The 16,296-nt window shown below is 47.4% G+C and carries 20 protein-coding genes and 1 pseudogene; 6 read left to right on the top strand and 15 right to left on the bottom strand.

Annotated elements, in window-relative coordinates; genetic code table 11:
* Positions 1-6 precede the first annotated feature (6 nt).
* A complete protein-coding gene (pckA, locus tag ACH33_RS14365; RefSeq protein ID WP_057899634.1) occupies positions 7-1,587 on the top strand; it encodes a phosphoenolpyruvate carboxykinase (ATP) in 1,581 nt (526 codons plus the stop codon).
* A 145-nt stretch (positions 1,588-1,732) separates the two neighbouring features.
* Here pckA and ACH33_RS14370 read toward each other — a convergent pair whose 3' ends face one another.
* The 6 genes from ACH33_RS14370 to ACH33_RS14395 all read right to left on the bottom strand — a co-directional run bounded on the left by ACH33_RS14370 (position 1,733) and on the right by ACH33_RS14395 (position 6,690).
* Entirely contained in the window at positions 1,733-2,695 is a 963-nt protein-coding gene (locus tag ACH33_RS14370; protein WP_057899635.1) for an MBL fold metallo-hydrolase, read from the bottom strand.
* Positions 2,696-2,771: 76 nt separating this feature from the next.
* Positions 2,772-3,377, bottom strand: coding sequence for a YdcF family protein (locus tag ACH33_RS14375; RefSeq protein WP_057899636.1), 606 nt, complete (start codon positions 3,375-3,377; stop codon positions 2,772-2,774).
* Positions 3,378-3,404: 27 nt separating this feature from the next.
* Entirely contained in the window at positions 3,405-3,683 is a 279-nt protein-coding gene (locus ACH33_RS14380) for a DUF1294 domain-containing protein (RefSeq protein WP_057899637.1), read from the bottom strand.
* A 160-nt stretch (positions 3,684-3,843) separates the two neighbouring features.
* A complete protein-coding gene (locus ACH33_RS14385; protein WP_057899638.1) occupies positions 3,844-4,554 on the bottom strand; it encodes a LutC/YkgG family protein in 711 nt (236 codons plus the stop codon).
* Entirely contained in the window at positions 4,544-5,965 is a 1,422-nt protein-coding gene (locus tag ACH33_RS14390) for a LutB/LldF family L-lactate oxidation iron-sulfur protein (protein WP_057899639.1), read from the bottom strand. The genes ACH33_RS14385 and ACH33_RS14390 overlap by 11 nt, the downstream gene beginning before the upstream one ends.
* Positions 5,962-6,690 carry a (Fe-S)-binding protein gene (locus tag ACH33_RS14395; protein ID WP_057899640.1) on the bottom strand — a complete coding sequence of 243 codons (729 nt, stop codon included), beginning with the start codon at positions 6,688-6,690 and terminating at the stop codon, positions 5,962-5,964. The genes ACH33_RS14390 and ACH33_RS14395 overlap by 4 nt, the downstream gene beginning before the upstream one ends.
* A gap of 296 nt (positions 6,691-6,986) precedes the next feature.
* On the opposite strand from ACH33_RS14395, the gene ACH33_RS19455 reads away from it, so the two are divergent.
* Positions 6,987-7,148 (top strand): hypothetical protein, encoded by a 162-nt coding sequence (locus ACH33_RS19455; RefSeq protein WP_156424084.1) that lies wholly within the window; start codon positions 6,987-6,989, stop codon positions 7,146-7,148.
* Here the strand turns inward: ACH33_RS19455 and ACH33_RS14400 are convergent.
* A complete protein-coding gene (locus tag ACH33_RS14400) occupies positions 7,123-7,359 on the bottom strand; it encodes a hotdog family protein (protein ID WP_057899641.1) in 237 nt (78 codons plus the stop codon). The two genes, ACH33_RS19455 and ACH33_RS14400, sit on opposite strands and share 26 nt — an antisense overlap.
* Positions 7,360-7,518: 159 nt before the next feature.
* Here ACH33_RS14400 and ACH33_RS14405 point away from each other — a divergent pair, with 159 nt between their 5' ends.
* The 3 genes from ACH33_RS14405 (at position 7,519) to ACH33_RS14410 (ending at position 8,543) form a co-directional block, all read left to right on the top strand.
* The gene (locus ACH33_RS14405; RefSeq protein ID WP_057899642.1) at positions 7,519-7,860 is read left to right on the top strand and encodes a thioredoxin family protein; all 342 of its coding nucleotides are present in this window, start codon (positions 7,519-7,521) and stop codon (positions 7,858-7,860) included.
* Between the two features lie 73 nt (positions 7,861-7,933).
* Entirely contained in the window at positions 7,934-8,089 is a 156-nt protein-coding gene (locus ACH33_RS18810) for a YycC family protein (RefSeq protein ID WP_082706085.1), read from the top strand.
* A complete protein-coding gene (locus ACH33_RS14410) occupies positions 8,079-8,543 on the top strand; it encodes a GNAT family N-acetyltransferase (RefSeq protein WP_057899643.1) in 465 nt (154 codons plus the stop codon). The genes ACH33_RS18810 and ACH33_RS14410 overlap by 11 nt, the downstream gene beginning before the upstream one ends.
* A 62-nt stretch (positions 8,544-8,605) precedes the next feature.
* Here the strand turns inward: ACH33_RS14410 and ACH33_RS14415 are convergent, their stop codons facing one another.
* The 6 genes and pseudogenes from ACH33_RS14415 to ACH33_RS14440 form a co-directional block, all read right to left on the bottom strand.
* A complete protein-coding gene (locus ACH33_RS14415) occupies positions 8,606-9,622 on the bottom strand; it encodes a diol dehydratase reactivase ATPase-like domain-containing protein (RefSeq protein ID WP_057899644.1) in 1,017 nt (338 codons plus the stop codon).
* 2 nt (positions 9,623-9,624) lie between these two features.
* Positions 9,625-10,047, bottom strand: a complete 423-nt coding sequence (locus tag ACH33_RS14420) for a diol dehydratase small subunit (RefSeq protein ID WP_057899645.1) — start codon at positions 10,045-10,047, stop codon at positions 9,625-9,627.
* On the bottom strand, positions 10,047-10,637 hold the full coding sequence (locus tag ACH33_RS14425) for a propanediol/glycerol family dehydratase medium subunit (RefSeq protein ID WP_057899646.1): 591 nt from the start codon (positions 10,635-10,637) through the stop codon (positions 10,047-10,049). The genes ACH33_RS14420 and ACH33_RS14425 overlap by 1 nt, the downstream gene beginning before the upstream one ends.
* Before the next feature lie 12 nt (positions 10,638-10,649).
* Positions 10,650-12,321 (bottom strand): annotated as a pseudogene (locus ACH33_RS14430) (propanediol/glycerol family dehydratase large subunit).
* 105 nt (positions 12,322-12,426) lie between these two features.
* Positions 12,427-13,161 (bottom strand): PocR ligand-binding domain-containing protein, encoded by a 735-nt coding sequence (locus ACH33_RS20165; protein ID WP_057899647.1) that lies wholly within the window; start codon positions 13,159-13,161, stop codon positions 12,427-12,429.
* 10 nt (positions 13,162-13,171) lie between these two features.
* A complete protein-coding gene (locus ACH33_RS14440; protein WP_057899648.1) occupies positions 13,172-13,357 on the bottom strand; it encodes a hypothetical protein in 186 nt (61 codons plus the stop codon).
* 99 nt (positions 13,358-13,456) lie between these two features.
* Between ACH33_RS14440 and ACH33_RS14445 the strand changes: the two genes are divergently transcribed.
* A complete protein-coding gene (locus tag ACH33_RS14445; RefSeq protein ID WP_156424085.1) occupies positions 13,457-14,590 on the top strand; it encodes a YycC family protein in 1,134 nt (377 codons plus the stop codon).
* A gap of 183 nt (positions 14,591-14,773) precedes the next feature.
* On the opposite strand, the gene ACH33_RS14450 is transcribed toward ACH33_RS14445, so the two are convergent.
* Both ACH33_RS14450 and ACH33_RS14455 read right to left on the bottom strand, forming a co-directional pair.
* Positions 14,774-15,403 (bottom strand): fumarylacetoacetate hydrolase family protein, encoded by a 630-nt coding sequence (locus ACH33_RS14450; protein WP_057899649.1) that lies wholly within the window; start codon positions 15,401-15,403, stop codon positions 14,774-14,776.
* Between the two features lie 65 nt (positions 15,404-15,468).
* On the bottom strand, positions 15,469-16,254 hold the full coding sequence (locus ACH33_RS14455) for an SDR family oxidoreductase (RefSeq protein WP_057899650.1): 786 nt from the start codon (positions 16,252-16,254) through the stop codon (positions 15,469-15,471).
* Positions 16,255-16,296 lie beyond the last annotated feature (42 nt).

Consider the following 16,296-nt stretch of genomic DNA (forward strand, 5'->3'; position numbering starts at 1 on the left):
GGGAAAATGGAAACACAAACAAACAAAGAGTTGAAGGATATTCTCAACGGAGAGAATGTACATTTTAATTTATCCGTAGCACAGCTTGTTGAAATGGCTGTTCTACGCAAACGCAGCCAACTGACCTCCACAGGTGCGCTCACTGCTAAAACCGGAAAATATACAGGTCGTTCCCCGAAAGACAAATTTATTGTAGACGAACCTTCCGTACATGATAAAATCGCATGGGGTACCGTAAATCAGCCAATTTCCGAAGAAAAGTTCGATAAACTATACCAAGACGTTATCAACTACCTGTACGGAAAAGAATTGCTCGTCTTTGACGGTTTCGCCGGCGCCGATAAACGCTACCGTCTGCCAATCCGCGTGGTAAACGAATTTGCATGGCATAACCTGTTCGCGCACCAGCTCTTTATTCGTCCGACGGAAGAAGAGCTGAAAACTCACACACCTGAATTCACAGTAATCAGCGCCCCAACATTTGAAGCTGATCCAAAAATTCATGGCACGAACTCTGAAACGTTCATCATTATTAACTTTGCGAAAAAAATCGTACTTATCGGCGGCACGCGTTACGCAGGCGAAATGAAGAAATCCATCTTCTCCGTTATGAACTACCTGTTACCGCAAAAAGGCGTGCTTTCTATGCACTGCTCTGCCAATATGGGAAAAGACGGGGATGTGGCGCTATTCTTTGGTCTTTCCGGTACAGGCAAAACGACGCTGTCCGCTGATCCGGATCGTAAACTAATCGGGGATGACGAACATGGCTGGTCAGATGACGGCGTATTCAACATCGAAGGCGGCTGCTACGCAAAATGCATTAACCTATCCGCTGAAAAAGAACCTGAAATTTTCAATGCAATTAAATTCGGTTCTGTACTTGAAAATGTTGTAATCAATGAAAAAACGCACGAAGCTGATTATAATGACAACAGCCTGACGGAAAATACACGTGCGGCTTATCCGCTGCATTATATTCCGAACGCTCTAATTCCGAGCGTGGCCGGGCATCCGAACGTTATTATCTTCCTGACTGCGGACGCGTTCGGCGTGCTGCCGCCCATCGCAAAATTAACAAAAGAACAGGCAATGTTCCATTTCTTGTCTGGCTACACTAGCAAGCTTGCTGGAACAGAACGCGGCGTAACCGAGCCGGAAGCGACGTTCTCTACCTGCTTTGGTGCCCCATTTCTTCCGCTCCCGCCTCGCGTATACGCAGAAATGCTGGGTGAAAAGATCGACAAGCATAAGGCGAAAGTATATCTTGTAAACACTGGTTGGTCCGGCGGACCGTACGGTGTCGGCAAACGCATGAATTTACCATATACCCGCGCGATGATAACCGCCGCGCTGAACGGTGAACTGGATAAAGAGGAATTCGTAAGCCATCCGGTATTCGGCGTTCTTATGCCGAAGAACTGCCCAGGCGTACCATCCGAAATTCTCAATCCTCGCAACACATGGACAGATAAAGAAGCATATGATGCGCAGGCAAAGAAACTTGCCGATCTGTTCATTAAAAACTTCGAGAAGTTCGCCGATATGCCGGAAAGCATCAAAAATGCCGCACCGAAAGCGGAATAAATTCTTTTATATGCTGACTAATATCCCGGGTCTTCCCGGGTTTTTTCTCTTTTTGTACATTCAGGCCAATGATTTACCAATCATATTTTTGCAAGCAAGTTAGAAGGAAAAACTCGCAGGCAGAGCCCGCGAGTTTTTCCTTTGCTTATCTCCTTTTATACACGTACGGAGTTGTATCGCGGCACAGCTCCAATTCCCCTTTTTCCTCCAGATACGAAAGGTGGGCGATGGTTTCACCAATAGCAAACCGTTGCTCATGCACGGTCAGAACACGGGAAAACAATTGTTGCGAAACCTGATAAGCCGTCATTTCACCCCGAACTTGTTCCAGCACGAAGGCCAGCCGTTCTTCATGATGGCGCAATAATTCTTCAATTCTTTCCTGCGCATCCGTAAATACAGGACCGTGCCCCGGCACCACAAGTGAAATCTCCAATGTCTTGATTTTTTCAAGCGAGGCAAGATAGGTGCGTAGCGGATTCGGGTCTCCATAGCCATGGTAAGATATATTAGGCGTAATTTTCTTCAGCAGATGATCACCTGCCAGCAATACTTTTTCTTCTTTGTTATAAAAACACATATGTCCTTCCGCATGGCCGGGCGTATGAATCGCTTCATATGTAAGCTCTCCAATACGGTATGTATCGCCCTCATGAATGATTTGTGTTTGTTCAGGAAACGGGCGAACTAATCCGTAAAACGCATCGTCATTTTCTCTGAGCTTACGAACCAACTCCTCCGGCATTCCGGCGGCAAGATAAAATTGTTCATTGCGTTCAAAATTTTCTTCGGTCCAGACGTAAAGCCCCCGGTCTTGAGCAGTTTCGCTTATGTAAACGTCGGCGCCTGTCCATTTCTGCAAGCCGCCTGCGTACCCAAAATGATCCGGATGATAATGCGTAAGAATAATCCTTCCCACATCTTCAGGCGCGATTCCGTATTCACGAAACGCTGCCTGCCACGTCCGCTTCGTTTCTTCACGGTTCAATCCCGTATCGATAACCGTCCATTTATTCTCAACACGTGCAAGGTAGCAATGTACATGATTTAGACGGAACGGCAGCGGTACGGTAACCTGATGAATGCCGTATTGCTTCAGTTGCTCCATACTATCTTCCTTTCACGCTGGATTACGTACTCATTTCCATCTTACCAAATTATTCGCACCAGAAAGCATAAGAAAGCTAGTATTTAATCCAATATACAACCAGGCGCGCCCATTCCGTTAAAATTTCCTGCGTGCTTTCATGGTCTTGCCACCAGTTGTCCAGCCACACCTTTTCCAATGAATAAGAGGCAACACTATTCACTTCGATCCCACTGTCCATAAACACCTTCCGGAAAATAAATATGGAGCGACGTGTATGCCAGTTGTCCGTTACCAGTGTAATGCGCTTATGATGCAGCGTTTTCCCTTTCAGCAATTCCCGCGTATACAATGCGTTCTCGTACGTGCTGCGCGATTTCTGTTCAAGAATAATGTCTTCATTCGGAACACCCAGTTGCTTAAGCAGCGCCACCATCTCTTTGCTCTCGGTTGTGCGCCAGGAAATTTGCGCGCCGGACGATACGATAATTTTGGGTGCAAGCCCGGCTTTATATAATTCAGCCGCTTTACGCGTGCGCTGGCCATCCCTCTCTCCGCCAAGCAGAATGATATAATCGCTTTTTTGCTTTTTGTCAGGATATACAAGATAGTGTGCCATTCCATTTAAAATCGGTTTGTATAATAAAAAAATAGCAATCAAAAAAAATACGCACGCACCAAATACGATTCTTTTTTTCTTCATGAAAATTCTCTTCATCATGTCCAAAGTTTACCTCTCATTCATCAAGAACCATACGAGTAGTATTTCCAGCAACAAAATAGTGGGAATCCCGGCAACGAACCGCCAATGCTTCGTCTTATGCCTGAATGTGTACATTCCCGCCAAACAACCAACCGCTCCGCCGAGCAGCGCCGCAAGAAACAGCGTTTTTTCTTTAATCCGCCACAAACCGCGCCGGGCCCTCCGCTTGTCAGCCCCCATCAAAATAAACCCTGCTACATTTATCACCACAGCGTAGCCAATTAGCCATGTCATTTCTTGATCCATCTTTTCTCCTTTCTCTCAGCTCGCGCATTAAGCGAAAGAAAACATCGTCTTTATTCCGCGAGCCAACAAAGAAAAAAGCGGCCCGCGTGCCGCTTCTATCTCATTTTTATTCTATTATTTTTGTTTCATCTTTAAAAGAGAAATAAGCTTTTCGTCCCCTTTATTCGTAGATATTTTCTTGCTCTTGCAACAGTATGACATAAACCTTGCCAGGCCCGTGTACACCAAACGCAAGATCTGCCTCAATATCCCCTGTCCGGCTCGGTCCCGTAATAAAATTAATGCAAGCCGGCAATCCTTCTGACATCTTCCCACGTACATACGCCATCGCTTCGGTAAGACGCGGAATGATCGTATTTTCGGAAAGCACAGCGACAAACACAGGCGGAAGCAAGCTTACCAAGCGACCGCGTCCGCCGCCATTCCAGAGCATAACTGTTCCTGTTTCCGACAATCCCAGTTCGGCGTATGCAATCCCCATATCAACCCCTGCTGCACAATGGCGGAGTTCCTGTTCATCTAACAAAACATCCCAAACTTGATGCGCAATCCCGCGCTGTGTCAGCCAATCGTCGAGTCCAATCTTCTGTAACCGTTCATCATTCCAATAAACGACAGAACGTGCCGCAGAATCTTCAACAATACGCTCCAACGCCTTCCCGAGCTCCCCGCGCGAAGCCCGTAGCACTTCAGTGTGCAATGCCCGCAGGTTTTCGATAAACTGCTTGATTAACGTTTCCTGGTTCAACCCTGCATGCAAATGCACATACGGTTTCACCATCCAATCAGGCGGCATCACTCCACTGCGCCGTGGACGTCCAAGGCGGTTAGCGATCCGTGCCAAAAATTCTTCCCGCTGCTTAATTGTCACGTCCTCGTCCCTCCTTCTCTTGCTTCCACCATTCACGAAACGATTGCTTGGCCGGGCGCGGCAAATCGCGTATGCTTGTCCAACCAGCAAGCAGGCCAGGTCCCTTTTCGATGACACCTTCTTTCGCAAGCCAACCGGTGGCTACGTGCCCCGTACGTACCGCTTTGTCGTACAGGGAAGGATGAGAGGTTAAATAGCCGAACACTTTAAATGCAAACTTCTCCTGCCAAGAGACATGTCCCTGTTCCACTTCATCTTTCCTGTGCTCAATCAGCAAATCATGAAGCGGAATTTTGACCGGACAAACTTCGGTACAGGCGCCGCACAAGCTCGATGAATACGGCAACTCTTTCCATTCTTCGTACCCTTCGAAAAGCGGTGTCAACACAGCTCCGATCGGTCCGCTGTATACGCCGCCGTACGCATGGCCGCCGATATGACGGTATACCGGACATACATTTAAACAAGCTCCACAGCGAATGCATTTCAGCACCTCTTGATAAGCCGTGCCAAGAATGTCGGAGCGCCCATTGTCCAGCACAATCAAGTGAAACTCCTCTGGCCCGTCAATATCTCCACGACGCCGCGGTCCGCTCATTACCGTCATGTATACGCTGATTTTTTGTCCGGTCGCGCTGCGTGTCAGCATCGAAACCACAATGTCGAGTTCGCTCCAAGTCGGGACAAGCCGCTCCATGCCCATAATGGCGATATGAACCTTCGGCAGTGTCGTCGTCAGACGCGCATTGCCTTCATTACTGATTAACACAATTGAGCCTGATTCTGCTACAGCGAAATTACAGCCAGAAATGCCAATGTCCGCTTCCAGAAACTCGCGTCTCAATTCTTCGCGCGCGAACTGGCACAACACTTCCGTCTCATCCGAAAGCGCACGTCCCGCCACTTCTGAAAACAGCTCCGCTACTTGCGCCCTCGTTTTATGAATAGCGGGCGCGATCAAATGGGAGGGCGTCTCTTTGGCCAGCTGGATAATATATTCGCCCAAGTCGGATTCAATGACGCGCAACCCTTGTGCTTCCAAGTGCTTGTTTAAGTGAATCTCTTCCGAAACCATGGATTTTGATTTCACAACGGAACGTGCGTTTTTTTCTTGCGCGATGCGAAGTACGTGATTTACCGCATCCGCCGCCGTAGAAGCAAAATGAACATCCCCCCCGTTCTTCTCTACGTTCAGCGCCAGCTGTTCCAAATAGCTATCTAAATTTTCAAGCGTATGGGCCCGTATTTGTGCCGCTAAATCGCGCCATTCTTCTATATTCCCCAGCTCGTCCGCCGCCTGAAATCGACCAGCGCGCAGCCTATCCTGCGTAAACGGCACCGCTTTGCGCAGCTGTTCATCACCAAGCGCTTTTTCTACACGCCCAAAAAACGTGATCGGTTGCCCGCTCATTTCGTTCCTCCTCTCGCCAGCACTTCGGCTACATGCATCACTTGTATCTCTTTTCCACTCCGGCGCAGCCGTCCGCCAATGTTCATTAAGCACCCCATATCTGAGCCAATAAGGACGTTCGCTCCCGTCTCTTCGATATGCTTAATTTTTTCATCTACCATCGCTTCTGAAATCGCGCTCATTTTCGCTGCAAACGTTCCCCCGAAGCCACAACAATCCTGACAATAGGGCAACTCTTCCATTCTGAGACCCTCCACCTGCGACAGCAGCGCCGCTGGTTCTTGCTTAAGCCCAAGGCCGCGGCTCATATGACAGGAGTGATGATATGTCGCAGTCGTCCGCAAATGGGCGTCAACTTTATCCACTTTTAACACATGAACAAGAAATTCGGAGAACTCATATGTTTTCTCGGCTACCGCTTTAGCACGCTTATACCAGAGCGCATTGTCTTTTAACAACTCAGGATAATAATGGCGAATCATCGCCACACAGGAACCTGAAGGGGCAACCACATATTCGCTGTCTCCGAACACTTCCACCATGTGTTTCGCCGCTTTGCGAGCGTCTTTATGGTAACCGCTATTGTACGCGGGCTGGCCGCAACACGTTTGCGCCTGCGAAAAATCGACTTCTACTCCATACCGTTCTAATACTTCTACCACACTCTGTCCAACATGTGGAAAAAACACATCTGAAAGACAGGTGATAAACAAAGAAACTTTCATTTCCTCTCCCCTCTCTGCCGTTTTATTTTTTGTATTTTTTTATTTTACAGAATAGAAAAACCACTGCCAATAAATATCCACGATATAGAAATTTCTTTGGAATTAAAAAATTTTATCTCATATATATATATAAGAATAATACGGGCCAATCTTCTTCTTTGCGAAAAGCCATGAAAACTCAAAAAAGACAGGTTTGTCAATAGATTGGAATATTTTTTAACAAAATCTTTACATTAAATTAATGAAATGTTAATATGTTAATTACAAAACCAATCCAAACGAGGAGGTTGTATGTCATGAAACTTGTACAAATCCGTACAACAAAAGGTTACGATAAAATTCTGCCGCAACACGGCATGGTGATTAAAGAAACGGAGAACGACGTCTACCTCCTGTTTCCGGATGGACGATGCAAAGTCTCGCGTGAAGAGTTCAATAAATTTTGTTCGGATATTTAAAAGGAATGAATAAAAAACGAGGCGGTTCGTAATCATGCATAAGATCGCCTCGTTCTTTTCTTTTGATTTTCCTCCTATCGCTTGTGTCGCTTGATGATTTCAACACCCGAAAACTTCCCGTCGCCATCGCCAGCAACGTTCCGCTTTCCGCTTCCACCCGTGCTTCCGTCGTAATTGTGCGCCTGGTACGATATACCATTCTTCCGCACATGTACACTTTTCCTTATTGCCACCAAAAAATCAAGAACCTTATCGCACATCTGTAGGCAGGAGTTTTTTTCTTTTACCGAAACACACATAATATATGCTCTTTGGCAAAACAGAATGTCGAAACATTAGGAAATATATATCCTGTAAGGAGGCTTTAATAGTGGGCATAAACTTGAAAGAAAAGTTCAACACAGGATTGACTCCGGCTCAATTTATGGAAGGAATGACAAAAAACAAGGAAGTGTTCCATGATTGGTACCACCGCTTTACGTGGCCGAAAGGAGAAAAGGCGTTTTTCACATCTCTGCGCCAAAAGAGTGACTGGCGTTGTTTGATCCTTGCAGCCGATTGGTGCGGCGACGTAGTACGCAACGCGCCCGATTACGAAGAAAAAATCAAAGAAGCGCGCGCAAAAATGCTTGCGGAGTATGGTGAAGGCACGAAATACCAGGAGACGATTGTCCGTGAGCTGCGCGAGGTTCTCTCCTCCCTGTCATGTTAACCGGGAACGACCTTAGCGTCGTTCTTTTTTTGTCTGCTATAATGGTATGATATAAAAAGAGGAGGCTTATACTATGAGACCAAACCCTATTTCACTTGAAACAGCTAAAATGCTATCTGAAAAGCTAAATATACCGATTGAGCAGATTATGCATATGCCCCAGCACATTCTGCTCCAAAAAATAACCGAACTGGCCAAACAAGAAAAAACGGAGAAAAATGAAGATTAGAAGATTTGAACCACAGGACGCAGAACAAATTCGGCAGTTGTTCTACGATACGGTTCATACGATTAACGCCAGAGACTATTCAAAAGAACAGGTAGACGCTTGGGCTCCGGAAGCACTGGCTGCCGATAAGTGGGGACAAATGCTTGCGTATAATATCTCATACGTAGCCGAACAAGATAGCGTTATTATTGGCTTCGGCGACTTGGCGCGCAACGGCTATATCAATTGCCTGTATGCGCACAAAGACTTTCAGCGCAAAGGCGTAGGCTCCGGCTTGTTAGCTCAGCTTGAAACCGAAGCCAGAGCGCTCGGTCTTACGGAAGTATTTGCAGAAGCGAGCATTACAGCCCGTCCGTTCTTTTTAGCACAGGGCTATCAGTGCGTACAAAGCCAAAATAAAGAACACAACGGTTCGGTTTTTTTGAATTATGTTATGAAAAAGCGGTTATTGTAGTAAGACAAGCTCGCAGGCAATGACCGCGAGCTTGTTTTTTTCATTTTTTACATAATGAAAAGTTATGCCTTAACCTGCGTTGCCATCTTCTCAAATGCTTTGACCGCGGCCTGTGCCACTTTCTGCACCGGAACCCGCCCCGTCTTGACCATGGACGCAATGGCCACACCGCTTTCCATAGAAAGTTCTCCTGCTATCGCCCCGCTAACTGATACCGGAATCATCGCATCGACCGCCAGCAAATCGCCAATGGTTATCGCGTCAAACGGTTGTCCGGTTGCATCGGCCAGATTCTGGCGTAATCCGTTGAGCATCCCCCCTACGTTGGTACCAGCTTCTCCAACCGCATCCAGCAACTGCCCCGCTCTCTCCATTCCCTGCATAATTATGTCAGCTCCGTCGTTTATCGATACTTCTACCTTGTTTCTTTGACCGTGGAAAGTGATGCGACCAGCTTCCACTTTCCGCTCTATCACTTCCCCCTGCGGTGTGCGGATAACAACCGCGGACCTATTACCGACAAGCGCCCGGGCAATTGGGGCGATCCGTTTCGTCTCCTCCGGCGTTAACCCGAAAACGGTTGCCAGACCATACGGGTTGCTAAGCGTGCGAATCACATGTCCAGGCAATGCTACCTCTACAGCCGCCCATTCGTAGTCAGTTCCCTCAGGAATAACTACAATATAATCCTGACCGTCACATGTATCAGGAAGTTCATCGAGTTGCACGGTCGTCCCGATTCCTAATCCGGTGCCGCCGGGTGTATCTGGATTGTGACCGATCATAGATGATTCGGTAATGACCGTTTCGCTTATCACATCCATCGCCAAATCGCCGATAACCGGAACCGCATCATTCAGATAGAGCGCAGCAATTTCCGAAAAGGATACGCCCGCCATTCCCGCAGCCTCCTTTAGTGCCTGCCGAATTCCAAGGACATTATCCACCGTTCCTTTAACCCCGGTTGTTTTGACCAAATACTGAGAAAGAAACTCGACTCGTCCGTTTCCTACACAGGCAAGCGCTACTTCTGTCGAGGAATTTCCGATATCTACACCAGCAATAATTCGGGAATCCACCGTTACTCCTCACTTTGCCTTAGCAAATTCCGCTTTTCATACACTTTGGCGGCCTCGCGTATAAGCGCAGCGTTTTCTCTGGCACCGTATTGCTTCTCCAGTTCTTCAGCGATGGCAAGAAGCTCCTCTTTGGTTGAGCGTCGCGGGCGCAATGCATGATAAATTTCAAGAATTCTCGTATCAGAGATACCGATAAGTTCGGCTGCACGGCGGAAATTTTTCGCCTGTTGCGTTTTGCCCAGACTGTCGCAAATTTGTGCGTGCATTTGCAGGGTTTCTGAACTGATCCGCAAATCTTCAGCCTGTACTTCCCCACGAATCGCCGCATCCAGCGTCAACTCGCGATACTGTTTTCCAGTTGGTGTTCGCAATAAATCCGGCTTTTTTAAACCGAGCGGATAATGTTCCCTAGTAAGTGCCTCCATTACATTCCCCCCTGCTCCCTTATTGTGAATTCAACGTCCAACTCAACTGGCTTCATGTCCGGAATAAGCGACTGGCATTCTTTGAGATAAAGAATGGCAGCTACCGCCTGATATTTCGGACGGGCCATTTGATCGTTTACAACCGGCACTGGACTTGGGCTTTCACCGAGCGCGTACATCGCAGCATTACGCCCGATGGCCCGATACGTTTCCAACGTAATGAGCGGGGATTGGGGAAACAGTTCCAGATTGCTAAGCGGGTCCAAATCTCGTTGATGGATCACGGTCGTCCCCCTCGACTGAATGCCGATGCCAATACCGGAACCGCTAAGCTTAGCTGCCTGATGCGCCATAAATGCCAAATCCGCTGTTGAAAGACTGCGGATAACACGTGCTTTTACACCCTGCTCTTCAATACCGGCGAGAACTTCTCGCAACACGCTCGCGTGATCCACTTGAACGATCGTCTTATTTATCGCCGCACCGAAGGCCGGGCCGACGGCAACCACTACTTCATGCGGATCGTCACCTTTTTTTGCCGTTCCTTTTTCCTTCCAGTTTATTTTGAACGCAACAGCAGTAGATGGCATACCCTCTCCTCCTTAGTCAAAGTCCTGCGGGCTGATAGCTTGGCGAATATTTTTTATTTCCTCCCATCTTTCCGGACTGAGGCGATATCCCGTACCCGGACCTCCGTAATCGTTTTCATCATTTACCGCGCTAATGACGACATTGTTTTTATTAATGATAGCCGACGTGTGCAAATAATCTCCGGCGACCCGCTGTTTCAGCATAGCAAACACACGCTCGGCAATTTCTCTGTATCCACGTTTTGCAAGCGCTAATGCCACATCCAATCCTGTAATCCCTTCAGTTAAAATCCGTTCTGCTGCTTTTAAATCTTCTACCACGTTCCGTGGCGGCATGTTTTCGCTGCTGCTGGCGTACGCCGCGCATTCCACTTCTTCGTTCGTAATGACGGGGAAGCCCAGTTCATCAAACACTGCCTGGAGCGCCTTGGCCGCTTCATACCGGATTTGAATCACGCTTTCTTCGTCTACCGGCCTGAGGCCTCCGTCCACCATCATATCGCGCTGCAATACTAAATAATCGTCCATATCGGTGATATCCATATTCGATCCCGCAAACATATTGTCACTGTTCGGTACAGCGCTGTAGCCGGAAAAAATAAAGTCTGTTCCCGGCAACATTTGACAAAGCATTTTAGCGCTACGGCGTATTGCCGAATGGGAAAACGTCTGATCATTTCCAGATGCTACTTCTAAACCGAATATCATGGCCGCTAAATTTTCAGCCAGTACGGCTCTAAGGCCACTCGGCACGGCTGCCGGTACGCCGATGCAGCTGATCGATCCGTTCTGTAATCCTTGGACTCCTGCGCCTTTGGCCATCATGATGCAGCGCACTTCCAGATAAAGCATTGACTTTCCTTCCGCGCCTGCCATCTGTACCTCTGATCCTGTGCCTGACGTAAAGCGCATTTTTGCTCCTCTGGATGCGTATGCGGAAGCAAGAAATGACTTCGACCACGGCGTATCATCCCCGTCAACGAATACGGACTCGGTACCGTAGATCGAAATCGTTTCCGCGTAAGAAGTCAGACCCAGCATAGCAAGCCGCAATTCAGTCGCTTCTTCCAGCGCATCCTGCGTTAAAATACCGCCGCGCGCAGTCTGGGAACCCACAAGAAGCGCCAAGGCGTTAAACGGTGCGTAGCGCACAATGCCTACGGTCGTTTCTTGTTCATCAAATCCCCTAAGCCCCGCCTCCGCGGCATCAGCGGCCATAAGAACCGGATTGTCCCTCACATTGGTAACATGACATTGGTTGGAAGGAGTTTTCCGGGCCCGCATTTTCTGAAGCTCCATCATCATTTCAACCACGTTCATATGATTAAGAACTTCAACGACTTTCGCCGGGGTCATGCCCTCCGCCAGTTTAACAATCTCTGCGCGCGGAACATGAATGTCCACGAGCATACGCGCGATATCCAGCCCGTCCATCTCCATGACTTTTTCGGTTATCTTCGCGTTTATCGCATAATCGGCGATAAAACGATCCAGCTCTCGACTTTCCGTCCAACTCAACGATCTTTCCATTCTCCACTTTCACGGAAGGATTCGGATCGTTCGGGCTCGACATAGCCACAAACCCCATTTCCGGCCATTCCGTGACAAACCCATCCTGATTAATCGGTTGCCGTTCAAGCATCAAAAAGCGCTGAGAGCGCTTTGTCAACTGTGAAACCTGCATCATTTCACCTCTTCTCCTCTTAATCCTTCTCTTTCAAGAATAATTATAATTTTCAATCTATTTTTTGTATCTGTATTCAAATAACCTTTATTAGCACTTTCTTTACTAGAAAAGCGAGTTTTGGAATTGATAAGTAGGCAAAACTGTTATCGTTCGCTGCCATTTCCGATATTCAGTCGGTGCTATCCCTTCACGTTTACGGAATATACGCGAAAAATAATTCGAATCCGGAAAACCGTATTGTTCACCGAATTGACATTGAAGTCTGCGATGAATATTATAAATCCCAATCCCGGTAGTATGTCCGACGGCATGACGCTGGATGGTGGACAACATATCTTCCAACCGGATGTCTGGCATCCCTTTTCCATTATCCTCTACCTCAAATAAAATCTTGTCTTCCTCATACCGGCCCAATACACGAACCATCATCGCCTTCCCTTCCGGAAGCTCGCTGATATTTTGATAAACATTTTGCAATTGTTCTTCCTCATGCCCTGCCATCAACACCTGTCCACATAGTACGGAACCAAGATATTTCTCATTATGAATAATAGGTGCCGCCAAATCTACCAACCCTGAATGGCAACGATGAATGACCGGTCTTCCTTTTTTTGCCACGAGAATTCCTACCCGCTCATCCGACAGAATACAGCGGCGCAAACCCTCCGGGCAGGAACGGATATAGGAGCAAAAAGAGGTAAAATTGCTCGGCCTAGTAATCGGATTTCCTTGCTCATCACCAATAATCACCGCAAAGCCGGTAGCGTCCGCAAAACGGTCTTGAACTTCCTGCAACACTTCCACATCCACAATGTCACGAAGTGTTAGAGCGCCCATCGTATCCTCCTTATTCGCTCTTTTTTTCTTGTTTCATTCGTTCCGAAACAATTTCTTTCGGATTCCAGCAGTTAAATTGGTAGACAGGCCGGGTCTCATAGCCGAGCCGTGCGCATCGATACGATGTTTTCTGTCCCGGTTGCTTTACCACTTGAAAATGACGGCATGTAGCACAGCAATGATATTTTCTTTCCATGCAGTTCCTCCGTTTGCTTATCATGATAAATCTAACACGCAGAAAAAAAGCTCACAAGTGCAATAAGCATCTTCATCTCCATATAATATTTATAGAACTATAAAACCAAATCCTGTCTCCCTAGGAACCGCAAAAAGGCTGTCTGAAGAATTAAATGTGCCTATCGAGCAAGTTACGCATACGCCCCAACATATTCTGTTGCAAAGATTAACGGAACTGGCTCGAAAAAAAGAAGCAAAGGAAATTGGCCACTACATTGCTCCTTTGGGTAAAAAATCACTTATTCTCGGTGGACAACAAGGAATTGAAGCGATAAAGCAAAACATTACGACAAGCTTAAATTCTCACGGCATAAGCTATCAAATTGAACCATTTAAAGGGGAATGCTCCAACAATGAAATTAACCGAATGAAAAAAATCGGACAAGCCCAAGCGGTTGATATTATTATCGGCGTGGGCGGTGGGAAGGCGATCGATACGGCTAAAGCAGTAAGCTTTAAATTAAATTGTCCTGTCGCTATCGTACCAATCATCGCTTCCACTGATGCACCATGCAGCGCCCTCTCCGTTATTTACAATGACGAGGGCGTATTCGAACAGTATCTTGTGCTTCCGCGAAATCCGGATTTGGTTTTACTTGATACAAAAGTAATCGCCCATTCGCCGGTTCGTCAACTGGTAGCTGGAATGGGCGACGCACTATCCACATATTTTGAAGCGGCCGCTTGCGCCCGTGCCCGGGCCAGGAACATAGCGGGCGGCACCATGACGCAGGCAGCGCTGGCTATCGCTAAGCTGTGCTATGAAATTTTGTTACGTGACGGCTATCAAGCGAAAATTGCCTGCGAGCAAAACGTGGTAACGGAAGCATTGAACAATATTGTAGAAGCAAATACGCTTCTAAGCGGTCTTGGCTTCGAAAGCGCAGGGCTCGCCGCGTGCCATGCCATTCACAACGGATTAACCATACTCGAAGAAACACATCCATACTGCCACGGAGAAAAAGTTGCGTTCGGCACGATTATTCAGCTTGTCCTAGAGAACCGTAGCATGAAGGAACTTGAGGAAGTTATTGTGTTCTGCCGTTCTGTTGGACTGCCGACCACGCTTGCCGATATCGGCTTGGGCAATGCAACCCCAGAACAAATCCGGAGTGCTGCTGACGCTCTTAGTCGTACGTACAGGCAAAGCGAAGAAGATGCGTTCCTCCAATCATCTGCTATTATGCTATGAACAAAAAAACTAATTTCTGACTAGATTTTTCAAAATGTTATCCTCCTTCCTTCCAGCACTTCTGTGCGACGTGATCCGAAAAAAGGGCTGCTGATCCTATCCTTGGCGTGACGTACCGCCCGTAAAGCAAAGCCACCGTCAGTCGATGGCTATACGGTGGCTTCTTTTGTTGCTTTGCTCTTCTTATTTTTGCAATTGAACAGTGAACGTGCCCCAGACCTCTTCACCCCAGCGCAGTTCCAGCTTATCGCCGTCCGCCACGGCACCGACACCCTCCGGTGTACCCGTATAAATAATATCACCTTCACCCAGGCCGAAATGTTCGTCTGTAAATTCAATAATGGTCTGCATATCAAATAACATATTGCTTATATTGCCACACTGTACCTGCTCCCCATTTTTAAATAGCGAAAAGTCTGTGCCACGACATGCTTCTACACCGGGAAATGGACGAAAAGACGTAAGTACGGCCGAATTCGGAAAACCTTTAGCTTTCAGCCAGGGATGGCTCTTTTCCTTTAGTTCATTCTGCACGTCACGCAACGTAAAATCAATACCAAGCGCCATCTTGTTCACGACATCTTCCACTTTCATTCCGGGTTCAAAAGGGCGAGCAATATAGAGCACAAGCTCTGTTTCATAATGCACTTCACCACGGTTGCCCGGCAACGTAATCGTTTGCCCGTTCGCCTCTACAAGCGCATGGGTCGGTTTGGAAAAAAGAAAAGGGGAAGTCGGCACCGCATTCCCCAGTTCTTCTGCATGCAGCCGATAGTTTCTTCCCACACAAAAAATATTTCGTATTTCGTTCATCAGAATCCTTCTTTCTATAAATATATCAGTCCAATAACTATTGTTTCAGCGGTTTGAACTCTGGTTTATATCGACTTCACCATTCCACCGTCCACAAGCAACGTGCTTCCAGTAATATATGTACTTGCGTCTGATACAAGGAAAGTAACCACTTTTGCAAACTCTTCCGGTTCCCCATACCGCTTAAGCGGGATGTCCTGCTTCGCTTTTTCTTCCACTTCTTCCTTGGAAATCCCTTGCTTCTGCGCGTTCATCTCGTCCAGATGCGCTACGCGGTCAGTTGCAATACGACCTGGCGCCACCGTGTTAATAAGGATATTATAGGGTGCTAACTCTACGGACAGTGTCTTGGCAAGCCCGACAATACCGAGACGGAACGTGTTGGAAAGAATAAGGCCTGGAATCGGCTGTTTAACGGAAGAAGAGGCAATATTGATAATGCGTCCGCCACCCTGCTTCATATCAGGTAATACTTCGCGAATAAGGCGGATGTAGCTTAACAGGTTCAACTGAAACGCTTGTTGCCACTGTTCGTCGTCCAGTTGTTCAAACGTGCCGCCCGGCGGGCCGCCCGCGTTGTTGATAAGGATGTCAATCTTGCCAAGCTTCTCACGTGTCGCCTGCACGAGCGATTTAATATCTTCATATTTCGTAATATCGGCACAGTGATAGGCTACTTTGCCCATCCCATACTGTTCAAGCTCCTGCTTTACTTGCTGAAGCTTTTCTTCGTTACGGCTCGTAATCATAACATGCGCACCTTCTTTTACGAGCTGTTCGGCAATCGCCCGGCCAAGGCCCTGGCTTGATGCTACAACGAGCGCTACTTTTCCGTTTAGTTTTAAATCCATGTTATATCCCCCTTCATTTTCCTTTCTTGTAGTCTGATACAA

This window comes from Aneurinibacillus sp. XH2 (assembly GCF_001439585.2).
GTDB classification, from domain to species: domain Bacteria; phylum Bacillota; class Bacilli; order Aneurinibacillales; family Aneurinibacillaceae; genus Aneurinibacillus; species Aneurinibacillus thermoaerophilus.

Bases quoted from the DNA above. Each gene is read 5' to 3' on its own strand.
- pckA (WP_057899634.1), top strand. From the start codon at position 7: ATGGAAACACAAACAAACAAAGAGTTGAAGGATATTCTCAACGGAGAG.
- ACH33_RS14370 (WP_057899635.1), bottom strand. From the start codon at position 2,695: ATGGAGCAACTGAAGCAATACGGCATTCATCAGGTTACCGTACCGCTG.
- ACH33_RS14375 (WP_057899636.1), bottom strand. From the start codon at position 3,377: ATGAAGAAAAAAAGAATCGTATTTGGTGCGTGCGTATTTTTTTTGATT.
- ACH33_RS14380 (WP_057899637.1), bottom strand. From the start codon at position 3,683: ATGGATCAAGAAATGACATGGCTAATTGGCTACGCTGTGGTGATAAAT.
- ACH33_RS14390 (WP_057899639.1), bottom strand. From the start codon at position 5,965: ATGAGCGGGCAACCGATCACGTTTTTTGGGCGTGTAGAAAAAGCGCTT.
- ACH33_RS14395 (WP_057899640.1), bottom strand. From the start codon at position 6,690: ATGAAAGTTTCTTTGTTTATCACCTGTCTTTCAGATGTGTTTTTTCCA.
- ACH33_RS19455 (WP_156424084.1), top strand. From the start codon at position 6,987: ATGAAACTTGTACAAATCCGTACAACAAAAGGTTACGATAAAATTCTG.
- ACH33_RS14400 (WP_057899641.1), bottom strand. From the start codon at position 7,359: ATGTGCGGAAGAATGGTATATCGTACCAGGCGCACAATTACGACGGAA.
- ACH33_RS18810 (WP_082706085.1), top strand. From the start codon at position 7,934: ATGAGACCAAACCCTATTTCACTTGAAACAGCTAAAATGCTATCTGAA.
- ACH33_RS14410 (WP_057899643.1), top strand. From the start codon at position 8,079: ATGAAGATTAGAAGATTTGAACCACAGGACGCAGAACAAATTCGGCAG.
- ACH33_RS14420 (WP_057899645.1), bottom strand. From the start codon at position 10,047: ATGGAGGCACTTACTAGGGAACATTATCCGCTCGGTTTAAAAAAGCCG.
- ACH33_RS14425 (WP_057899646.1), bottom strand. From the start codon at position 10,637: ATGCCATCTACTGCTGTTGCGTTCAAAATAAACTGGAAGGAAAAAGGA.
- ACH33_RS20165 (WP_057899647.1), bottom strand. From the start codon at position 13,161: ATGGGCGCTCTAACACTTCGTGACATTGTGGATGTGGAAGTGTTGCAG.
- ACH33_RS14440 (WP_057899648.1), bottom strand. From the start codon at position 13,357: ATGGAAAGAAAATATCATTGCTGTGCTACATGCCGTCATTTTCAAGTG.
- ACH33_RS14450 (WP_057899649.1), bottom strand. From the start codon at position 15,403: ATGAACGAAATACGAAATATTTTTTGTGTGGGAAGAAACTATCGGCTG.
- ACH33_RS14455 (WP_057899650.1), bottom strand. From the start codon at position 16,254: ATGGATTTAAAACTAAACGGAAAAGTAGCGCTCGTTGTAGCATCAAGC.